The organism is Streptomyces finlayi (assembly GCF_014216315.1).
Taxonomy (GTDB): Bacteria; Actinomycetota; Actinomycetes; order Streptomycetales; family Streptomycetaceae; genus Streptomyces; species Streptomyces finlayi_A.
In genome coordinates, this window is sequence record NZ_CP045702.1 from 2,548,586 (window position 1) to 2,569,456 (window position 20,871).

The 20,871-nt window shown below is 69.1% G+C and carries 15 protein-coding genes; 12 read left to right on the forward strand and 3 right to left on the reverse strand.

The features are described 5' to 3' along the window. Positions 1-36 precede the first annotated feature (36 nt). On the forward strand, positions 37-258 hold the full coding sequence (locus F0344_RS36785; RefSeq protein WP_374940150.1) for a transposase: 222 nt from the start codon (positions 37-39) through the stop codon (positions 256-258). A 230-nt stretch (positions 259-488) separates the two neighbouring features. On the opposite strand, the gene typA is transcribed toward F0344_RS36785, so the two are convergent. Next, complete coding sequence (gene typA, locus F0344_RS11475) at positions 489-2,363, reverse strand: translational GTPase TypA (RefSeq protein WP_185298682.1); 1,875 nt, start codon at positions 2,361-2,363, stop codon at positions 489-491. A 436-nt stretch (positions 2,364-2,799) separates the two neighbouring features. After that, positions 2,800-5,349: an ABC transporter family substrate-binding protein gene (locus F0344_RS11480; RefSeq protein ID WP_185298683.1), complete on the reverse strand. Its 2,550-nt coding sequence runs from the start codon at positions 5,347-5,349 to the stop codon at positions 2,800-2,802. Between the two features lie 299 nt (positions 5,350-5,648). Here F0344_RS11480 and F0344_RS11485 point away from each other — a divergent pair, with 299 nt between their 5' ends. The 5 genes from F0344_RS11485 to F0344_RS11505 all read left to right on the forward strand — a co-directional run bounded on the left by F0344_RS11485 (position 5,649) and on the right by F0344_RS11505 (position 10,885). Next, positions 5,649-5,882 (forward strand): hypothetical protein, encoded by a 234-nt coding sequence (locus F0344_RS11485; RefSeq protein WP_185298684.1) that lies wholly within the window; start codon positions 5,649-5,651, stop codon positions 5,880-5,882. Between the two features lie 67 nt (positions 5,883-5,949). After that, the gene (locus F0344_RS11490) at positions 5,950-6,822 is read left to right on the forward strand and encodes a hypothetical protein (RefSeq protein ID WP_374940081.1); all 873 of its coding nucleotides are present in this window, start codon (positions 5,950-5,952) and stop codon (positions 6,820-6,822) included. Then, positions 6,823-8,817 carry a fumarate reductase/succinate dehydrogenase flavoprotein subunit gene (locus F0344_RS11495; RefSeq protein WP_185298685.1) on the forward strand — a complete coding sequence of 665 codons (1,995 nt, stop codon included), beginning with the start codon at positions 6,823-6,825 and terminating at the stop codon, positions 8,815-8,817. After that, positions 8,814-9,590 carry a succinate dehydrogenase/fumarate reductase iron-sulfur subunit gene (locus F0344_RS11500; RefSeq protein ID WP_185298686.1) on the forward strand — a complete coding sequence of 259 codons (777 nt, stop codon included), beginning with the start codon at positions 8,814-8,816 and terminating at the stop codon, positions 9,588-9,590. The genes F0344_RS11495 and F0344_RS11500 overlap by 4 nt, the downstream gene beginning before the upstream one ends. A gap of 230 nt (positions 9,591-9,820) precedes the next feature. After that, a complete protein-coding gene (locus tag F0344_RS11505) occupies positions 9,821-10,885 on the forward strand; it encodes a LacI family DNA-binding transcriptional regulator (RefSeq protein WP_185298687.1) in 1,065 nt (354 codons plus the stop codon). 148 nt (positions 10,886-11,033) lie between these two features. Here the strand turns inward: F0344_RS11505 and F0344_RS11510 are convergent, their stop codons facing one another. Then, positions 11,034-12,005 carry an acetylxylan esterase gene (locus tag F0344_RS11510; RefSeq protein ID WP_185298688.1) on the reverse strand — a complete coding sequence of 324 codons (972 nt, stop codon included), beginning with the start codon at positions 12,003-12,005 and terminating at the stop codon, positions 11,034-11,036. Between the two features lie 378 nt (positions 12,006-12,383). Between F0344_RS11510 and F0344_RS11515 the strand changes: the two genes are divergently transcribed. The 6 genes from F0344_RS11515 (at position 12,384) to F0344_RS11540 (ending at position 20,797) form a co-directional block, all read left to right on the forward strand. Then, positions 12,384-13,628 carry a sugar ABC transporter substrate-binding protein gene (locus F0344_RS11515; protein ID WP_185298689.1) on the forward strand — a complete coding sequence of 415 codons (1,245 nt, stop codon included), beginning with the start codon at positions 12,384-12,386 and terminating at the stop codon, positions 13,626-13,628. Between the two features lie 5 nt (positions 13,629-13,633). Further along, positions 13,634-14,635 carry a carbohydrate ABC transporter permease gene (locus F0344_RS11520; RefSeq protein ID WP_185298690.1) on the forward strand — a complete coding sequence of 334 codons (1,002 nt, stop codon included), beginning with the start codon at positions 13,634-13,636 and terminating at the stop codon, positions 14,633-14,635. Further along, positions 14,632-15,528 (forward strand): carbohydrate ABC transporter permease, encoded by an 897-nt coding sequence (locus F0344_RS11525; protein ID WP_185298691.1) that lies wholly within the window; start codon positions 14,632-14,634, stop codon positions 15,526-15,528. The genes F0344_RS11520 and F0344_RS11525 overlap by 4 nt, the downstream gene beginning before the upstream one ends. Before the next feature lie 90 nt (positions 15,529-15,618). Further along, complete coding sequence (locus tag F0344_RS11530) at positions 15,619-16,821, forward strand: glycoside hydrolase family 1 protein (protein WP_185298692.1); 1,203 nt, start codon at positions 15,619-15,621, stop codon at positions 16,819-16,821. Between the two features lie 255 nt (positions 16,822-17,076). After that, positions 17,077-18,549: a glucoamylase family protein gene (locus tag F0344_RS11535; RefSeq protein ID WP_185298693.1), complete on the forward strand. Its 1,473-nt coding sequence runs from the start codon at positions 17,077-17,079 to the stop codon at positions 18,547-18,549. 124 nt (positions 18,550-18,673) lie between these two features. Next, a complete protein-coding gene (locus F0344_RS11540) occupies positions 18,674-20,797 on the forward strand; it encodes a TPM domain-containing protein (RefSeq protein ID WP_185298694.1) in 2,124 nt (707 codons plus the stop codon). Positions 20,798-20,871: the final 74 nt, after the last annotated feature.

A 20,871-nucleotide genomic window follows, 5' to 3' on the forward strand; every position in this document is an offset into this window, starting at 1 on the left:
ATCGCCGACCATGCCCACCTCCCCGAACTCCTCGTACTGGCCGAGACCGTCGAGCAGTGGTGGAACGGCATCGAGACCTACCTGACCACCGGGATCACCAACGCCGCCTCCGAAGGCAACAACCGCCTCATCAAGCTGGAGGCCCGCAACGCCTTCGGCTTCCGCAACCGAGCGAACCAACGCCTCCGCTCACGCTGCGCGACCACCCGCCGGAGCCGGCGAGAGGAACACCCCCCTAAATTCGAAGACCCGGTTTGAGTAGTGGCGTATCCACTCAGCGAGAGCGGAGGTGGGGCGTCCATTCAGCTGCTCCCACATGGGTGTCTACGTCGCACTCGGCCCTGAAAAAAGGATCCCCGCGCTCGACCCAGGTCACTTTCGCGCCTGCGCACAAAAAAGCAAAAAACCCGAGTCACCGCTTGCGCGGTGACTCGGGTTTTTTGCCAGTAAACTTCGCCTTCAGATCGCTCGACCAACTCTGGCCAGCGTCAGCTGTTCTTGGCGCGCGAGGCGGTGCGGCCGCGCTGCTTCTGGTCCAGGACGACCTTGCGGATACGGACCGTCTCCGGGGTCACCTCGATGCACTCGTCATCGCGGCAGAACTCGAGGGACTGCTCCAGGGAGAGCTTGCGCGCGGGCACCACGTTCTCCGTGGTGTCCGCGGAAGCCGCACGCATGTTGGTGAGCTTCTTCTCCTTGGTGATGTTCACGTCCATGTCGTCGGCGCGCGAGTTCTCGCCGATGATCATGCCCTCGTAGACCTCCGTGGTGGCCTCGGTGAAGATGACACCGCGCTCCTGGAGGTTGACCATCGCGAACGGCGTCACGACACCCGCGCGGTCCGCGACGAGCGAACCGTTGTGACGGGTACGCAGCTCGCCGAACCACGGCTCGTGGCCCTCGAACAGGGAGTGCGCGATACCCGTACCGCGGGTCTGGGTCAGGAACTCCGTACGGAAGCCGATGAGGCCGCGGGACGGGACGATCCACTCCATGCGGACCCAGCCCGAACCGTGGTTCGTCATCGTCTCCATGCGGCCCTTACGGGTCGCCATGAGCTGCGTGATGGCGCCGAGGTGCTCCTCGGGCGAGTCGATGGTCATGCGCTCGATCGGCTCGTACGTCTTGCCTTCGACCTGCTTGGTGACCACCTGCGGCTTGCCGACGGTGAGCTCGAAGCCCTCGCGGCGCATGGTCTCGATGAGGATCGCCAGCGCGAGCTCACCGCGGCCCTGGACCTCCCAGGCGTCGGGGCGCTCGGTGTCCAGGACACGGAGCGAGACGTTACCGACGAGCTCCCGGTCCAGACGGTCCTTGATCTGCCGGGCGGTGACCTTGTGGCCCTTGCCGCCCTTGCCGACGAGCGGCGAGGTGTTCGCACCGATGGTCATCGAGATGGCCGGCTCGTCAACCGTGATCAGCGGCAGCGCGATCGGGTTCTCGGGGTCGGCCAGGGTCTCGCCGATCATGATGTCCGGGATACCCGCGATGGCGCAGATGTCGCCCGGTCCTGCCTTCTCGGCGGGCTTGCGGGTGAGCGCCTCGGTCATCATCAGCTCGGTGATGCGGACGTTGGACATGGTGCCGTCACGCTTGATCCACGCGACGGTCTGGCCCTTGCGCAGCTCGCCCTGCTCGACGCGGCACAGCGCGATACGGCCGAGGAAGTTGTCCGCGTCCAGGTTGGTGACGTGGGCCTGGAGGGGAGCGGCTTCGTCGTACTCCGGGGCCGGAACCGCGGAGAGGATCGTGCTGAAGAACGGCTCCAGGCTGTCGCTGTCCGGCGGGACGGTGCCGTCCTCCGGCTTGGTCAGCGAGGCGACGCCGTCACGGGCGCACGCATAGACGATCGGGAACTCGATCTGGTCCTCGTCGGCGTCCAGGTCCAGGAAGAGGTCGTACGTCTCGTCGATGACCTCGGCGATCCGGGAGTCCGGGCGGTCCGTCTTGTTGATGCAGAGGATGACCGGCAGCCTGGCCGTCAGCGCCTTGCGCAGCACGAACCGCGTCTGCGGGAGCGGGCCCTCGGAGGCATCGACGAGCAGCACGACCGCGTCCACCATCGACAGACCGCGCTCGACCTCGCCGCCGAAGTCGGCGTGGCCCGGGGTGTCGATGATGTTGATGGTGATGACGTCGCCGCCATCCTTCGGGTGGTACTTGACGGCCGTGTTCTTGGCCAGGATCGTGATGCCCTTCTCACGCTCCAGGTCGTTCGAGTCCATCATGCGATCGTCGAGGTGCTCCGCGGCGTGCGCGGCGAAGGCGCCGGCCTGCTTGAGCATGGCGTCGACCAGCGTGGTCTTGCCGTGGTCGACGTGGGCGACGATGGCTACGTTACGGATGTCGTGGCGCGTGGGCATGGGTGGCTTGCGCTTCTCTCGGATCGTGGGATCAGGCGTCTCAGTCGGTCTCGAGTCCTCGTACGCCCGCCGGGCGGACACGCCACGGCTAGTCCAATGGTACGGGCCCGGCGCGTCCGGGGCTTCCCGGCCCGATCCGCGAGACCAGGATTCAGCCGATATTCAGCCGGTATTAAGTCATTACTCGGCTGGTGCACGCCCTGTACGAGGCGCGAAAATTAGTGCTGAGAAACGCAGCAGAACACGAGAAACCGTGGGGAAACGCGGGCGAGCTCGGGAGGAAGCCGCGCTCGCCGGTGGGGGGTGTGGGGAGGGGCGAAGGTCGGCGAAGAACCCGGGTCAGGGCATGAACCACCTTGCCCGCCGGGGGGACCGGCGGGCAAGGGAATTGAGCTGTTTCTGAGCTTCGGACAGCCCTCGGCGCTGACGTGATCTGCTACTTCTTACGGTTCGCGGGGGAACCTGCCGCTTGCGGCTTCTTGAAGCCGATGTCCTGGTAACGGGGGACCGCAAAACCGAAGGCGCCGACGTTGACCAGCTCCTTGTCTGCCGCCACCAGCTGCGGGCGCTGGTAGAGCGGAATCGATCCTGCGGCAGCCCAGATCCGTGCGTCGGCCTGCTTCATCAGATCCCGGGCGGCACCCTCGTCCAGTTCGGAGACCGCCTGGTCGAAGAGCTGGTCGATGTGGTCGGTACCGACCCGGGTGTAGTTCTGCTCCACCAGCAGCGATCCGTCGGTGGCGGGTTCCGGCTTGGCGAAGATCGGACGGCCGTCGGTCGCCGGGTAGGCGGTCGCGGGCCAGGAGTACAGGGCCAGGTCGTAGTCGCCCGACGCGATGTGGTCCTTGAAGTAGCTCTCGTCGGCGACCTTCGTGATCTCCGTACGGATGCCGACCGATTCGAGCATCTCGGCGATCTTGTCGCCGACGCTGCGGAGCGCCTGGGATCCCGGTCCGGACGGGAGAACGAAGCGCAGGGACAGCGGAACGCCGTCCTTCCCCAGGGGGCCCCGGACCGAGGCGGGTGCGGGGGCGGCGGTGCCGGCTGGGGCATACGCACCGTCGGCACCACCGGGCTTCTTCTCCTGCGCGGTGACCTTGTCCTGGTCTGCGACCTTGTCCTGGGCCATGGCCTTGTCCCGCGCGGTGGCCTCGGAGCCGTCGGACGCGGAGTCGGTATCGCCGTTGTCGTCGTCCTTGCCGTCGGCCCCGGTCCCGGCCCCGGCCGGTTCGGCGGCTGCCCTGGCCGCTGTGAACAGGCCGGCCTGGCGCAGCAGGGCGGCGCTCTGGAGGCCCGCTGCCGGCGCGGGGGCGAGGATGTGGGTGGCGGGGCCCTCGTCACGGCGCTCGCCCGGCTTGTCGTCCTGTCCGACGATGTACAAACCGTCGTCGCGGGCGGGCTCGGCGGCGCTGGTCCGGGCGGCGGCGTCGCTCTTCTCGGCCTTCTCGGCCTTCTCGGCCTTCTCAGCCTTCTCGGCCTTCTCAGCCTTGTCGGTCTTGTCGGTCTTCTCGGTCTCACCTTCCTCGTCCGCGCTCTCCGTCGCGGCGTCCTTCTCCGGGGCCTTCTTCTTGTCGGCCTCGCTGCCCGCCTTGGTGTCCTTGGGCTTCTCCACCGCTCCGCCGTGCGTCCAGCCCGCATCGGCCAGCAGCGCCTGCGCCTCCTTGGTGTCCTGGTCACCGAGTGCGCCACTGCCGTCCTTGTAAGCGGGCTGCCCGGTCAGTGCGAGATGGCTGCCGAGCGGCTCCGCGGGCAGCCCGAGCGGCTTCAGGATCGTCTCGGCGAGTTCCTGACGGTCCAGGGCGCGGGCCACCGCACGGCGTACCCGGTCGTCCGCGAGCGGCCCGGACTCGCCGTTCAGCGCCAGCTGCGTGTAGGCGGGCTCCAGGGACTTGCGTACGACGTAGTCGCGCAGCGACTTCTGCTCGGCGGCGTACGAGGCCACGGCCTCCCGGTTCCTCTTGCGGGCGGCCTGGGCGGCCTCCGCCTGGTCCTCGTCGGAGCCGTGGGCCAGCGCCCAGGAGCGCAGCGCGGACGCGGGGGTGAGGGTGGCGCCGGGGCCGTGCGTGAGCGGCTGCCCGTTGCCGCCGCCGTCGCGGGCGGCGAGGGCGATCCGGTGTGCGGTGGCGGCGTCGACGTCCGCAACATCCACCGTTCCTTCGGCCAGCGCCTCGGCGCGGTCCCGTGGCTTGACGACGCGGAAGACGAGCGAATCGAGCTTGGGCTCGTCACCCCACCAGCGGGGGTTGCGTTCCAGGGTGAGCCGTTCCTTGCTGCTGCTCTTGCCCTCGCGGCGCAGCTGAAACGGTCCTGCGGTGACCTTGAGCGTGGTGCGCGCACCGTCGTTGAAGCTGTCCGGGGAGGCGGTCACCTCTTTCGGGAGCAGCGGGGAGAAGAGCGAGCGCCAGTCCGCGTACGGCTTGGCGAAGGTCACCCGGACCTGGAGGTCGTCACTGCCGCGCTCGATCTTCTCGACGCGTTCGTAGCCGGCGTTGCGGGCGGTCCAGTACGCCGAGTCCTTGCCGCTCAGCGCGCGCCACTGGGCGACGAAGTCGGGGGCCCCGATCTCCCGCCCGTTGCTCCACACCGCCTGCTGGTTGAGCTTGTAGAGCACGACCTGCTTGGGCTCCCGCTCGACGATCTTCGCGGACTCCAGATAGTCCGGGTTGAGCCGCGGTGTGCCCCTGGTGTCCATCGGGAAGAGCGAGGGAAGCAGTGCTCCGGTGACGCGGGCGGTCGAACTGTCGGCGTCCGCCTGATAGGTGTTGAGCGTGCTGGGCATCGCGTCGATGGCCCAGTTGACCGTGCCGCCGTCCCGCACCAGGTCCCGGGCGGCCGGGGCGATGTCCTGGGGGACGGGTGCGGAGAAGGTCTCCTGGCTGCCCGAACTGCATCCGGCCAGCACCGGGATCGTGAGCACACCCGTCGTGAGGAGCGCGAGGGAGCGGCGCTTTCGGGCTGTCCCGCGCGGGACGCCGACGTGGGACATGGCTGATACCTCCGGGGCCGACCCGGACCACCCGTACCGGAATGGCCCGGATTCTTCATGTTTGGTGGCATTTGCAGTTGATCACACTGGTTCCGTCCATCCACTGAAGGCGCCTCCGCGCGAGAGGGGGCGCAGACACGGCGCGGCACGCCGTGAACCTCACCCGGGCGGCGGAACGGCCGGCCCCCGGCCCCGCCCGAGACGGGGATGCACGCTCCCTTCACAAAGCAGATGTGACGCGCGACACTCGCTTGCGCATGAGCATTGCCACCCGCCTACCGCGGAAGTGAGGGCAAGTCATGTCCCTGCACGAGGAATTGACGGCTTTTCAGCACTGTCTCGACGACCTGGTCCGCACCGTCGGCCGACTGGAGCGCAGCCTGGCGCGCCTGCGCGAGGACGCGGCGGGCCGGACCGGCTCCCCGGAGCACCCTGCCGGCATGGTCACCATCACCGAGGCGCCGTACGACGCCACGCTGTGGACGGACTCGGACGACGAAGGTCTGGGAGTCCGCGGCCGGCACGCCCCCTAGGCCCGGGAGGTCCGAGCCGCAGCCCCGGCCCCTTGACGGCCCAGTCACCCAGCCCCAGGAGCACTCCTTGGCCACCGGTACGGAACCAGGCACGCAGCCACCGCACCCGCCCACGAGACCGACGCGGCCCAGCGGCGGCGGCGTGGGCGGCACCGGTGTACGCCACGGCTCGCGCGCCGCCATCGCCGCCCGGCATCTGCGCACCGACCGCTGGTGGCTGGCGCCCGCCGCGACGGCCGGCGGGCTGCTCGCCTTCATCGTCTACTCGACGTGGCGGGCCTTCGCGAACGCCGACTACTACGCCGCCCCGTACGTGTCACCGTTCTACTCGCCGTGTCTGGCGGAGAACTGCGCGCCGATGCGGTCCGGCCCCAACTGGGAGATCCTCGGCAGCTGGTGGGGCCTCTCGCCCGCCCTGATCGTCCTGGTCTTCCCGCTGGGCTTCCGGCTGACCTGCTACTACTACCGCAAGGCGTACTACCGCGGTTTCTGGGCCTCTCCCCCGGCCTGCGCGGTCGCCGAGCCGCATGCCTCGTACACCGGCGAGACCCGCTTCCCGCTGATCCTGCAGAACATGCACCGGTACTTCTTCTACGCGGCGCTCCCGGTCGCCGGAATCCTCACGTACGACACCGTGCTCGCCTTCCGCGACGAGCACTACGCCTGGGGACACATGGGGCTCGGTTCCCTGATCTTCCTGGTGAACATCACCCTGATCTGGGCGTACACCCTCTCCTGCCACTCCTGCCGACACATCATCGGCGGCCGGCTGCGGCACTTCTCCAAGCACCCCGTGCGCTACCGCCTCTGGGGCTGGGCCGGGAAGCTCAACGGCCGGCACACGCAGCTCGCCTGGGCCTCCCTGATCAGTGTGGCGGTGGCCGACTTCTACGTGTATCTCGTCGCGTCCGGCGCTTTCGACGATCCGAGGTTTTTCTGAATGACTGAGCTCGAACGGCAGCAGTGGGACGTCGTGGTGGTCGGAGCCGGCGGCGCCGGTCTGCGGGCCGCGATCGAGGCCCGGGAGCGCGGAGCCCGTACCGCCGTCATCTGCAAATCGCTCTTCGGTAAGGCCCACACCGTCATGGCGGAGGGCGGAATCGCCGCCTCCATGGGCAATGTGAACTCCGGGGACAACTGGCAGGTGCACTTCCGCGACACCATGCGCGGCGGGAAGTTCCTCAACCAGTGGCGGATGGCCGAGCTCCACGCCAAGGAGGCGCCCGACCGCGTCTGGGAACTGGAGACCTGGGGTGCGCTCTTCGACCGCACACCCGACGGCAGGATCTCCCAGCGCAACTTCGGCGGCCACGAGTACCCGCGGCTCGCGCACGTCGGGGACCGGACCGGCCTCGAACTCATCCGTACGCTCCAGCAGAGGATCGTGGCCCTGCAGCAGGAGGACTTCCGGGAGACCGGCGACTACGAGTCACGCCTGAAGGTCTTCCAGGAGTGCACCGTCACGCGCGTCCTCAAGGACGGCGGGAGGGTCAGCGGCACCTTCTGCTACGAGCGCGAGTCGGGCCGCTTCTTCGTGCTCGAAGCGCCCGCGGTCGTCCTCGCCACCGGCGGGATCGGCAAGTCCTTCAAGGTGACGTCGAACTCCTGGGAGTACACGGGAGACGGTCACGCCCTGGCGCTGCTGGCCGGTGCGCCGCTGCTGCACATGGAGTTCGTGCAGTTCCATCCGACCGGCATGGTCTGGCCTCCGTCGGTGAAGGGGATCCTCGTCACCGAGTCGGTGCGGGGCGACGGCGGGGTGCTGCGCAACTCCGAGGGCAGGCGGTTCATGTTCGACTACGTCCCCGAGGTGTTCAAGGAGAAGTACGCCCAGTCGGAGGAGGAGGGCGACCGCTGGTACGAGGACCCGGACCACAACCGCCGCCCGCCCGAACTGCTGCCGCGCGACGAGGTCGCGCGCGCCATCAACTCCGAGGTGAAGGCCGGCCGCGGTTCACCGCACGGCGGGGTCTTCCTGGATGTGTCGACCCGGATGTCCGCGGAACGGATCCGCCGCCGACTTCCCTCTATGTACCACCAGTTCAAGGAGCTGGCCGACGTCGACATCACTGCGGAGGCGATGGAGGTCGGGCCGACCTGTCACTACGTGATGGGCGGGATCGCCGTCGAATCCGACACCGCGTCCGCGCTCGCCGTACCCGGGCTCTACGCGGCGGGCGAGGTGGCGGGCGGGATGCACGGCTCCAACCGGCTGGGTGGCAACTCCCTCTCCGACCTGCTGGTCTTCGGAAGACGGGCGGGACTGCACGCCGCCGAGTACGCGGCGGGGCTGTCCGCCCTGCCGGCCGTGGACGAGGGGCAGATCGACGCGGCGGCGACGGAGGCCCTGCGTCCGTTCGACGCGGAGGGTCTGACGGGCGGGAACGGGGCAGCGGGCGGGGGTGGGGCTGAGGACGGGGCCGGGGCTGTCGCCGCCGCGGAGAATCCGTACGCCCTGCACCAGGAACTCCAGCAGACGATGAACGACCTGGTCGGCATCATCCGCCGCGCGCCGGAGATGGAACAGGCCCTGGAGAAACTGGCAGGACTGCGCGTACGGGCACACCGCGCCGCGGTCGAGGGTCACCGGCAGTTCAACCCCGGCTGGCACCTCTCCCTGGACCTGCGGAACATGCTGCTGGTCAGCGAGTGCATCGCGCGGGCTGCGCTGGAGCGCACCGAGAGCCGGGGCGGTCACACCCGCGAGGACTGCCCCACGATGGAGCGCTCCTGGCGTCCGGTGACTCTGCTGTGCCGGCTGGCCGGCCCGGAGGGCCTGGAGGGCTGGAAGGCCGCGGAGGGCTCGGAGGATGCGCTGCGTGGGCAGATCGAACTCGTGAAGACGTCGACCGATCCCATCCGTCCGGATCTGCTCGCCCTGTTCGAGAAGGATGAGCTGGTCAAGTACCTCGCCGAAGAGGAGCTGTACGAGTGAGCAGCTACAACGCGCGGTTCAGGGTATGGCGCGGGGACACCGACGGAGGCGGCCTGGAGGACTACACGGCCGAGGTGAACGAGGGCGAGGTCGTCCTCGACATCATCCACCGCATCCAGGCCACGCAGGCGGGCGATCTCGCAGTCCGCTGGAACTGCAAGGCGGGCAAGTGCGGCTCGTGCAGCGCGGAGATCAACGGCCGGCCACGGTTGCTGTGCATGACCCGTATGTCGGTGTTCGACCGCCAGGAGACGATCACCGTCACACCGCTGCGGGCCTTCCCGGTCATCCGCGATCTGGTGACGGACGTGACGTTCAACTACACCAAGGCGCGGGAAGTGCCCGCCTTCGTGCCGCCCGAGGGGGTGAAGGCGGGCGACTACCGGATGCAGCAGATCGACGTGGAGCGCTCGCAGGAGTTCCGCAAGTGCATCGAGTGCTTCCTGTGCCAGGACACCTGCCATGTGGTGCGTGACCACGAGGAGAACAAGGCGTCGTTCGCCGGCCCTCGCTTTCTGATGCGGGTGGCGGAACTGGACATGCACCCGCTGGACGCGGCCGCCGCATCGGGCCTCGACCGGAAGGCGACGGCGCAGGAGGAGCACGGGCTGGGTTACTGCAACATCACCAAGTGCTGCACGGAGGTGTGCCCCGAGAACATCAAGATCACGGACAACGCGCTGATCCCGCTGAAGGAGCGCGCCGCTGACCGGAAATACGACCCGCTGGTCTGGCTGGGCAACCGGATCGGCCGCCGCGGGGACGGAGTGTGAGGCAGACGCGGCCCGTCCGGCGCCGCTGCGAATCGGCCACCCCCGGGCGGGTGGCCTTGCCGGTTCGGGCCCCCGCAATCTAGGGTGAATGCGCTTTCATCGGCTGGGTAGGCAGCACCGTCGGCCCAACGCCACCGGTCGGTGCCGGCAGTCGGAAGCAGCAGTCGAATCAGCAGTCAGCACACGCATCAGGCGCGTCGCTACGGAAGAAGAAGCGGACGGTCGGTCGAGTGAGCGCCCCCACGGTCTACGACGTCGCGGAACGGTCGGGCGTCTCCATCGCCACGGTCTCCCGGGTCTACCGCAATCCGGACTCCGTACGGGCCCAGACCCGTGAGCGGGTCCTGGGGGCGGCCCGCGAACTCGGATACGTGCCGAGCGGCAACGCCCGAGGCCTGGCCAGCCGCACCACCGGGGTGCTCGGCCTCTGCTTTCCCGACTACTCCGATCCCGACGCCGAGACCTCCGCGGCCGCAACCGATGCGGACGACGACAACGCGGTCATGCTCTACTCCGACCAGATCATCCGGGGCATGGAGCGGGCCGCCCGTCGGCACGGCTACGCCCTGCTGATCGCCGCGTCGCTGGACGGCGGCCCGGAGAGCCTCGTGGCCAAGGTGGCGGGCCGGGTCGACGGCTTCGCCGTCCTGTCACAGACGGTGCCGACCTCGGACCTCGAAGTGATATCGCGACGGCTGCCCGTCGTGATGCTCGCGGGCCCGCGCGAGATCGACCATCTCGACCACATCGTGGTGGCCAACGCCGACGGTGAACGCGAGCTCGCCCGCCACCTCATCCAGGACCACGGGTTGCGCCGGCCGGCCTTCGTGGGCGGCGAGGTGAACTCGCCGGACGCCGAGGCGCGGTTCCGCGGCTTCCAGGAGGCATGCCGGGAGGCCGGGCTGCCGGTGCCGGAGGAGCCCGCGCTGCGGGCCGGGATGATGACGCAGGCCGAGGGCGCACGGGCGGCCGAATCGCTGCTGGACCGGGCGTCGGACGGCGAACGGCCGGACGCGCTGCTGTTCGCCAACGACCAGATGGCCGTGGGCGCGCTGTACGCCCTGGAACGACGCGGGGTGCGCGTGCCCGAGGACATCGCCGTGACGGGCTTCGACGGTATCCCGCTGAGCCGGATCGTACGGCCGACGCTGACGACCGTCAGGCAGCCCATGCAGCAGCTGGGCGAACAGGCGGTCGAGCTGCTGGTACGCCGCCTCGGCGACCGGGACCGCGAACCCGTCTCACTGGAACTGCCGGTCTCGATGGCCCGCAGGGCAAGCTGCGGCTGCGGCTGAGCTCACCCGGTGGGGCTTACGGCCGGGGCGACGCAGCGGTGACCGCCGGGAGGGGAAGGAACGGTCACCGCCCCGGCCGGGGCCACGGAACGGTCACCGCCCGACCACGCCGGACGGGCGGCGGGCCGACCGGACGGTCAGCGCCGGGTCACCGTCCCAGCCACTCACCGAAGAAGCGCCGTCGGCTCACGCGCAGCGCCTCCACCTGCGCGTCGAGCTCCTCGTACGGGAAGTGCCCGGCGCTCAGCACCTGCAGTTCCCGTACGCCGGGCAGTGCGTTGTACACGGCGAACTGCCCGGGCGGCGGGACCGCCGGGTCGAACAGCGCGGCGGCAACCAGGGTCGGAATCCGCAGCCGCGCGGCAGCGGACGCGGCGTCGAAATACCGGAGTACGCCGGTGACCTCGGGGTGATCCCGGTGGTGCTCCCGCACCGATTCGCCGCTGCCGACGCTCTGCAGCGTGAGCCGCAACGAATGGTTGCCGAACGTCGGCACTGTCAGCTGCGCCGCGGCGAACCGGTCATCCCAGGGAAGCGCGAGGGCCCCCAGCCCGCCCCCGAAGCTCTCCCCCAGATAACCGAGACGCCCGAGGTCCGGCACGAGTTCTGCCAGGGCGGAGGCGGCACACCACAGGTCGGCGACGCAGCCGCCGATCACATAGGTGTCGCGCGCTCCGATGCCGTGCAGCACGTGCCCCACGGCAGCCTCCGGGATGCCGGACCGCAGCCCCCGGGTCCCCATACCCCGTACGCATGGCAGGATCGCGGCGGACCGTGGCAGCGGCAGCGGCACGTCGGGGCCCGGACGGTCCCGGCCCCCGTAGCCGTGTCCGATGACGAATCCGTGCCTGGCCGGCCCGTCCGAGGGCAGAGCCACCCAGCCTCCGACACGTATCCCGCCCACGGAGCTGTACGTCACCCCGTGAACCCGCACACCGTCGCGCTCCTCCTCGACCGGGCCGAGCTCCGGCGCGGTGTCCACCTTCCGCGCCCTCTCGTACTCCGCCTGCCAGAACGCCGCGAAGTCTCCGGGGGCCTCCGGGGCGGAAGTGCTGAGCAGTTCGTCCAGCTCGCACCCATAGGAAGGATCGAAGGGGAAGTCATGTGCGAACGAAGCCATGACCGGGACCCTAGACCGCCTCTCCCGGACCTCAGGGCCCTGCCCCGGAGCCTGGCGTGGGCCTGCGTGGGCCTGCGTGGGCCTGCGTGGGCCTGCGTGGGCCTGCGTGGGCCTTGTGCGTGAACCTTGTGCGTGGGCCTGTGCGTGGGCTGCTCGTGGGCCTTGTGCGTGGGCCTCGCACAACCCTGCCTAATGGGTCACATCAGTTTCTGATCCCCACAGGTCCCACATAGCGTCTGAAGTTGAACATTCAGATGTCCAGCACGTTGCACGAGTGTGACCTGGCACCCTCTTGCGGATTCCCGAACGCCTGCCGCAGAGTGATGTATGCGCTTACAGGCAGCGCATACATTCGGATTGCTCAAGGAGGAGCCCTCCATGTCCCGCACCGCCAGAACCGTCTCCGCCGGTATCGCAGTCGCCCTCGCCTTCGGCATCACCGCCTGCGGCGGCTCCGGGGGCGAAGACGTCGCCGCGGACAAGAAGCAGACGCTCACCGTCTGGGCCATGGGGGCCGAGGGCGAGAAGCTCGCGGATGTGGCCAAGGTCTACGAGAAGGCCAATCCGAACATCACTGTCAAGGTGACCCCGGTCGGCTGGGATGTCGCCCACCAGAAGCTGGTCTCCGCCGCCGCCGCAGGCACCATGCCGGACGTGGCGCAGATGGGCGGCAGTTACATGGGCGAGTTCTCCGAGCTCGGCGTACTGGAACCGGTCGACGCCAGGGTCTTCGACAAGGGGGACTTCTTCCCGGCCGGCTGGAACCAGGGCGAGGTGGACGGCACCGCGTACGGCGTGCCCTGGTACGTCGACACGCGCGTGCTCTACTACCGCACCGACCTCGCCGAGAAGGCCGGCATCGCCAAGGCTCCGGCCAACTGGCAGGAGATGCAGGACCTCGCCACCGCCTATCAGAAGAAGGCGGGCACCAAGTGGGGCCTGTCCATCCAGCCCAGTGGCCTGGACACGGTGCAGAACTTCTACTCCTTCCTGTACTCGGCCGGCGGCGAGATCGTCAACGACAAGGGCGAAGCCGTCATCGACAGCCCCGAGGCCGTCAAGGCACTCAAGGAGTACGGCTCGTACTTCGACAAGGGCCTCTCCAACAAGTCCGTGCAGCCCGGCTACGACGTGGTGAAGGACTTCGGCAACGGCCGGGTCCCCATGTTCTTCGGCGGGCCCTGGCACGTGACCCTCCTCAACGAGGGCCAGCCTCAGATCAAGGGCAAGTGGGCGGTGGCCAACGTCCCCGCCGACAAGGCCTCCGTCTCCATGGCCGGTGGCTCCTCCCTGGTGATCTCCAAGGACAGCGAGCACAAGGCCGCCGCCACGGAGTTCATCAAGTACCTGACCGACACCAAGGGCCAGGCCGACTGGTACGAGCGCTCCAAGGACCTGCCCGCGAACACCGCGGCCTGGACCTCCGGCACGCTCGCCGACGACGCCGGGCTCCAGGTGTTCAAGAAGCAGATGGACACCGCCAAGTCCACCCCGTCCCTCCCCAAGTGGACGGAGATCACCGACAAGGTCGACCAGGCCATCGCGAAGGTGACACAGGGCAAGGCGTCCGCCGAAGACGCGCTGGACACGGCGCAGTCCGAGATCGAAGGGCTCGTGAAGTAGGGGTCATGAGCACCACGACCGGAAAGGCCGCGCAGCCGGCCAAGGTGACAGCTGGGCCGGGGGCGTCCAGGTCCCCGGCCGCCGGGCCCGGGAACCACGAGGGTCGCCGAGGTCGCAAGAAGACTTCGATGGGCGTGCAGAACGCGGCTGGCTGGCTGTTCTCCACTCCCTTCCTCGTCATCTTCACCGTCTTCATGGCGTTCCCCATCCTGGCAACGCTGCTGATGAGTTTCACGGACTTCGGGCTTCGCAACGTCACCCGCCCGCTGGACGCGAACTTCATCGGCTTCGAGAACTACGTCAATCTGTTCGGCGACGAGAGATTTCTCAAGTCGCTCTTCAACACGGCGTACTTCGTGGTCATCGGTGTCCCCCTGACCATCGCCCTCGGTCTGGTCGTCGCCGTACTGCTGAACAACGGCATCGACAAGGCGCGGACCTTCTTCCGCGTCGGCTTCTACGCCCCGGTGGTGACGACCATCGTCGCGGTCGCCGTGGTCTGGCGGTTCGTACTCGACCCGAGTGACGGGCTGATCGCGGGCGTCCTCTCCGAAGTCGGTCTCACGTCACCCGACTTCCTCGGGTCCGAGACGCTCGCCATGCCGTCGATGATCGCGATGGCGGTCTGGCGCAACGTCGGCACGGTCATGGTGCTCTTCATCGCAGGACTGCAGGCCATCCCCACAGAGGTCCGGGAAGCCGCCAGGCTGGACGGCGCCGGCGCCTGGCAGGAGTTCCGAGGGATCACAGTCCCTCTGCTGCGGCCCACGCTGCTCTACGCCACGGTGATCACCACCATCGGCTACCTCAACGTCTTCGAGGAGCCGTTCGTGATGACGCAGGGCGGCCCTTCCGACTCCACCCTCACCGTCTCGCTGAACATGTACCGCGAGGGGTTCAACTTCTTCCACATGGGCTATGCGAGCGCCATGGCGTATGTCCTCTTCGTGGTGATCATGGGCATCACGGTGCTCCAGCTCCGACTGCTGAAGGACAACACCAAATGAGCGCCAGCAATGCACCCGGTGCCGTGCGGAGGGCGCTGCCGAAGAAGTCCGAGGGTGAGCAGCGAGGACCCCGGAGCCCGAAGCGACTTCTGGTCTATTTCCTCTTGTCGCTCGGTCTGCTGGTCATGTCGGCGCCGTTCCTCTGGATGGCCGTTTCGGCATTCAAGACGACGGGCGAACTGTCGGCCAGCCCGCCGGTATGGATTCCGACCGAGTGGACCCTGGAGAACTTCCGGAAACTGCTCGACAAGCTGAATCTGCCGCTGTACTTCATGAACTCGGTGATCGTGGCGCTGCTCGTCACCGTCTCGAACCTGGTCTTCTGCTCGATGCTCGGCTACGCACTGGCCAAGCTGTACTTCGTCGGCCGCAACAAGATCTTCGGTCTGGTGCTCGGGGCCCTGATGGTCCCCGGCAACCTGATGCTGCTGCCGCTCTTCGTGCTGATGAGCAAGCTCCAGCTGATCGACTCGTACGCCGGCCTCGTGCTGCCGTTCGCCGCAGGCGCCTTTGGTGTCTTCCTGATGCGGCAGTTCATGCAGTCGATCCCGGACGAGCTGCTGGAAGCGGCCCGGATGGACGGTGCCGGCGAGTGGTACATCTTCTGGCGGATCGTGATGCCACTGGTGAAGCCTGCCCTCGCCACCCTGTCGATCTTCACCTTCCTCGGCTCCTGGAACAACTTCGTCTGGCCGCTCATCGCGACCAACGACCCGGACAAGTACACGCTTCCGGTGGCACTCGCGACGTTCGCCACGGACCCCAACAAGGCCGGTGGGTCCAACGGCATGCTGATGGCCGGAGCCTTCCTGGTCGTGCTGCCGGTGCTGGTCCTGTTCATCGCACTGCAGCGGCACTTCACCCAGGGCATCGCCACGGCGGGCATGAAGTAGCCCGTCCCGGCCGCCCCTCGAACACGTACGAGACCGCACCTCGAACCACCGGCGGTCACACCCCTTCACGCACCAGAAAGACATTCCGCGATGACGCACACCCCGGTCCCGTTCCCCGAAGGCTTCCTGTGGGGTGCCTCCACAGCCGCCCACCAGATCGAGGGCAACAACACCAACAGCGACTGGTGGGTCAAGGAGCACTCCGCCGACACTCACATCCAGGAACCCAGCCTGGACGCCTGCGACAGCTACCACCGCTGGCGCGAGGACATGGACACGCTGGCCAGACTGGGCTTCACCGATTACCGCTTCTCCATCGAGTGGGCGCGCATCGAGCCGGCCGAGGGACAGTTCTCCCGTGCCGAGCTCGCGCACTACCGCCGTATGGTCGAGGGCGCCATCGAACGCGGACTGCGCCCGATGGTCACCCTGCACCACTTCACCGTGCCGCAGTGGTTCGAAGCGCGCGGCGGCTGGACCGCCGACGGTGCCACCGATCTCTTCGCCCGCTACGTGGCGGCCTGCGCGCCCGTGATCTCCGAAGGGGTCAGCCACGTCTGCACCATCAACGAGCCCAACATGATCGCGGTGATGGCCGGTCAGGCCAAGCGCGGCGACATCGGATTCCCCCCGGCCGGACTTCCGACGCCGGACGACGAGACCACCCAGGCAGTCATAGCCGCCCACCACGCGGCGGTGAAGGAGGTCAGGACGATCAACGCGGGCATCCAGGTCGGCTGGACCATCGCCAACCAGGCCTACCAGGCGCTCCCCGGCGCGGAAGACGTCACCGGGGCCTACCGTCACCCGCGCGAGGACATCTTCATCGAGGCCGCACGCGGCGACGACTGGATCGGGGTGCAGTCCTACACCCGCACCAAGATCGGGCCCGAGGGACCGATCCCGGCGTCCGACGACGTCGAACGCACGCTGACGCAGTGGGAGTACTACCCTTCCGCCGTCGGTTACGCCCTGCGCCACACCGCCGAGGTCGTCGGCGGCGACATGCCGCTGATCGTCACGGAGAACGGCATCGCCACCTCCGACGACAGCCGCCGCGCCGACTACTACGCCGGTGCGCTCAACGAGGTCGCCTCCGCTCTGGAGGACGGTCTCAACATTCAGGGATACCTGGCATGGAGTGCGCTGGACAACTACGAGTGGGGCTCCTTCAAGCCCACGTTCGGTCTGATCGCGGTCGACCTCGAAACGTTCGAGCGCACCGCCCGGCCTTCTGCCGTATGGCTCGGCTCGCTCGGGCGTATCCGGGAGCTGCCGCGCACCGCCGGCTGAGCCCGGCCACAGGACAGGGAGCCACCTGACGGCTCCCTCGTGTGCGGGGGCCGTCGGAACCTGACGACCGCCGGCTCCCGCTCCGCACCACCGCCCCGGCCTGCGCCCGGGGCCACTGGGAATCAGCAGGCGTGCGAGCCCGCACCACTGCCCTCGGGCAGCGCGCGACCGTACAACGGCGCTCCGCGCCTGCACGGCCAACGAACGAATTCTGTCCACCGCCCTCGCGCGGTGGCTCTTATTCGAGAGGTTCTGATGGACCGTCGCACGTTTCTCACCGCCGCGGGTGCCGGGGCTGCCGCCCTGTCGCTCGGAGTCGTATCCGCGCCTGCGGCAAGAGCCGCTCATCCTCTTCATGCCTTTGATACACCGCAGCTGCTGCATTGGTTCCGCGACACCTACCGTTCGATCGAGGCGATGACGACCGAGTTCGGACTCGCCACCGACAAGATCGATGTCAGCGGCCCGGGCGCCCCCGTCCAGTCGCGCCAGACCTCGCCCACCAATATCGGCTGCGGACTCTGGTCGACCGTCGCCGCCGCCGGACTCGGTGTGATCAGCGAGTCGGCCATGCGCCGCCAGCTGACCCGCACGGTGGCCGCAGTCGAGAAGCTGGAGCGCCACCACGGCTTCTGGCTCAACTGGTACGACGCCCACGACGGCTCGGTCCTGACCGAGTGGCCGGGCACCGGCGACCCCGTCCGGCCGTTCCTCTCCTCCGTCGACAACGCCTGGCTCGTCACGGGCCTGCGGATCGCGGCCGACGCCGAGCCCTCGCTGCGCCCCCGCATCCAGCGCATTCTGGCCGCCGCCGACTGGTCGTACTACTACACGCCCTACGACCCCACCGATCCGGTCGCCGGCCCCGGCCAACTGCGCGGCGGATTCTGGCCCGACACCGAGCAGCCCACCGGCCATCACTACGGCGCGCTGAACACCGAACCCCGCATGGCGAGCTACCTCGGCATAGCGGATGGCTCGCTGCCCAGCGACCACTACTGGCACCTGCTGCGCACACTGCTTCCCGAGCACGGACAGGAGCAGTCGCCGCAGGGCAGTTACGCGACGATGGACGGCGTACGGGTCTGGCAGGGGCACTACACCCACCGCGGCCGGAAGATCGTGCCCACCTGGGGCGGGTCGATGTTCGAGGCGCTGATGGTCCCGTTGTTCGTTCCCGAAGCGGAATGGTCACCCCGCTCATGGGGCCGCACCCACCAGCGTTACGTCCGCGGCCAGATCGAGCACGGGATGGCGGAGGCGGGTTACGGATACTGGGGCTTCTCGCCCGCCGACATCCCCGAGGGCGGGTATCAGGAGTACGGGGTCGACGCGCTGGGCATGCAGGTCGACGGCTACGCCTCCAACACCGACCGGACGCACACCACCGACGGTGCGCCGCTCCCGCCGCCCTCCGCCTTCACCAACGGTGTGGTCACACCGCACGCATCGTTCCTTGCGCTGCCGTACGCCCCGCGGGAGGCTGTGGCCAACCTGCGCGCGCTCGACCGCGACTTCGGCGCGTACCACGAGGGGCTCGGATTCCGGGACTCGGTCAATGTCGGCACGGGCCGGGTCAGTGACTTCATGCTCGCGCTGGACCAGGGCATGATCATGGCGGCACTGGCCCAGGCGATCAGGCCCGGACTGCTCCAGCGGCCGTTCCGGACCGGCGGCTTCCACGCACGGGTGCGTCCGCTGCTCGCCAAGGAGCGCTTCGGCATCTGAGCGGCGCCGGAGGTGAGGACGGGCGATATCCCGCTCTCGCCTCCGAGCGGCCCGGCCGCCCGGCGCCCCTGCCGGGTGCTCCGGGTCGCGGGCACACAAGGCCGGACATAGCCTCCCAAATGTGATGTCGTCTGCGAGTCGTACCCGGATGCCCGGTTTCGGCAGAGCCCTCCTCACCGCCCTCGTCGCGGTGTGCTGGCTGACCCTGCCCGCCGCTCCGACCGCACACGCCGACGACCCGGTGCCCCTGTCCCGCGAGGGGCAGGTCACCGACAAGGTGGGCGCGGTCGGGGACCGCGAGAAGCCGGTGGAGGCCGCGCTCGACGCGCTCTACGAGGACCGTCGCGTCCAGCTCTTCGTCGTGTACGTGCGCGACTTCTCCGGCCGGTCCGCTCAGGCCTGGGCCGATGAGACGGCCACCCGCAACGGTCTCGGGCAGGACGACGTGCTGCTGGCGGTGGCCACGCACGACCGGCAGTACGCCTACTCGGTGGACGCGGACTCGCGGTTCACCGACGAGCAGTTGCGGAACGTGGCGAGCGCCGCCATCGAGCCCGCCCTCACGGAGAACGACTGGGCGGGAGCCGCCATCGGAGCCGCCAACGGCTACTCCGCGGTGCTGGCGGGACAGCCCGTGCCGACACCCGCGCTCACCCCTGGCGCCGCCGATCCCGGAGCGGGAGGTTCCGGCAGCGGCGGCGCCGGGGACCTGATCCTCCCGGTGGCGCTCGTCGGCGGGGCGGGCGCGGTCGCCGTCTACGCGTATACGCGGCGCAAGCGGCGCGCTGCCGGGCGCACCACCCCAGCCGCGACCGGCTGGGGCTCCGGCGTGGCGACGGACGCCGAACGGCCGACTCCCCTGCCGGAGCTCGACGCCCGGGCCAAGGAAGTGCTGGTGGACACGGATGACGCGGTGCGCACCAGCGAGGAGGAGCTCGGCTTCGCCACCGCACAGTTCGGGGAAGAGACGGCAGTTCCCTTCACGGAGGCGGTCGACCGTGCCAAGACGGAGCTGACGGCCGCGTTCCGCTTGCGGCAGCAGCTCGACGACGCCTTCCCCGAGGACGACGCGACGCGGCGGCAGATGCTCGACGAGATCATCAGCCGCTGTGCTGACGCCAATGAGCGTCTGGACACCGTGTCGGAGGACTTCGACCGGCTCCGGGACCTCGAACGCAACGCTCCGCAGGCCCTGGCCGGCGCCGAGTCGGCCTTCCGGGAGCTGGCGGGCCGGATCTCCACGGCGGAGGGGACCCTCGCGGGCATGCGCAGCCGTTACGCGGAATCGGCCGTCGCTCCCGTCGCGAGCGGCATCGAACAGGCCAAGGACCGGCTCCTCTTCACGACCTCCAGTCTCAACGAGGCCCGTCAGGCCGTGGACGGCGGGGACAACTCCAGAGCCGCCGTATATGTACGAGCGGCCGAGGGTGCGGTCGGCCAGGCGGCCACACTCGTCGACGCCGTGGACCGGCGGGCCATGGAGCTCGCCGAGGGCGCGGGCAAGCTGCCTGCCTCGCTCACCGAGACCGAGACGGATCTGGCGGATGCCGGCGGGCTCCTCGAAGGCACGGCCGAGGGGGTGTCGACCGCCGATCTGCGCGGCCGGATCGCCCGCGCCGAGGCGGTACTCGAGGACGTACGGGCCGAGCTGGCAGCCGGGCCGTACGACCCGATCGACGCGTTGCGCAGGGTCGAGGAGGCGGACGCGGCGCTGGACGAGGCGCTGTCGGGGGCCCGTCAACGTGAGCAGGGAAACCTGCGGGCCCGCTCGCTCCTCGATCAGGCGATGCTCACCGCCCGGGCCACGATCGCCGCCGCTGCCGACTTCGTCACGACGCACCGGGGTGCCGTGGGCAGCCAGGCTCGTACCCGGCTGGCGGAGGCCCAGCGGCGCTGGGAACGGGCCGGGGAACTGGCGGGGGCGGACGATCCGCAGGGCGCGCTCGCCGAGGCGCAGAAGGCTGACGCGCTGGCCGCACAGGCGCAGAGCCTGGCCGAGCAGGATGTGCGGGGCTATGGGAACCAGTTCGGGCCGGGCGGTGTACAAGGAGGTGGAGGTGGGATGAACGGGGCAGTGCTCGGCGGAATCATCCTCGGCGGACTTCTCGGCGGCGCGGGTGGCCGGGGCAGGAGCGGCGGTTTCGGAGGAGGGTTCGGGGGTTCGCGGGGCGGCGGGTTCGGCGGCGGGCCCGGCAGCTTCGGCGGTGGGGGTACACGCGGCCGCCGGGGCGGCGGCGGGCGCTTCTGACGTGCGCCGGCAGAGTTCGCTCGCCGCTCCACACTCGCCGTTCGTCAGTTCTCCACGCCCTCAGCCCTCCATAC

Coding starts and splice junctions, on each gene's coding strand:
- typA (WP_185298682.1), bottom strand. CDS start 2,363: ATGCCCACGCGCCACGACATCCGTAACGTAGCCATCGTCGCCCACGTC.
- F0344_RS11480 (WP_185298683.1), bottom strand. CDS start 5,349: ATGTCCCACGTCGGCGTCCCGCGCGGGACAGCCCGAAAGCGCCGCTCC.
- F0344_RS11485 (WP_185298684.1), top strand. CDS start 5,649: ATGTCCCTGCACGAGGAATTGACGGCTTTTCAGCACTGTCTCGACGAC.
- F0344_RS11495 (WP_185298685.1), top strand. CDS start 6,823: ATGACTGAGCTCGAACGGCAGCAGTGGGACGTCGTGGTGGTCGGAGCC.
- F0344_RS11510 (WP_185298688.1), bottom strand. CDS start 12,005: ATGGCTTCGTTCGCACATGACTTCCCCTTCGATCCTTCCTATGGGTGC.
- F0344_RS11515 (WP_185298689.1), top strand. CDS start 12,384: ATGTCCCGCACCGCCAGAACCGTCTCCGCCGGTATCGCAGTCGCCCTC.
- F0344_RS11520 (WP_185298690.1), top strand. CDS start 13,634: ATGAGCACCACGACCGGAAAGGCCGCGCAGCCGGCCAAGGTGACAGCT.
- F0344_RS11525 (WP_185298691.1), top strand. CDS start 14,632: ATGAGCGCCAGCAATGCACCCGGTGCCGTGCGGAGGGCGCTGCCGAAG.
- F0344_RS11530 (WP_185298692.1), top strand. CDS start 15,619: ATGACGCACACCCCGGTCCCGTTCCCCGAAGGCTTCCTGTGGGGTGCC.
- F0344_RS11535 (WP_185298693.1), top strand. CDS start 17,077: ATGGACCGTCGCACGTTTCTCACCGCCGCGGGTGCCGGGGCTGCCGCC.
- F0344_RS11540 (WP_185298694.1), top strand. CDS start 18,674: ATGTCGTCTGCGAGTCGTACCCGGATGCCCGGTTTCGGCAGAGCCCTC.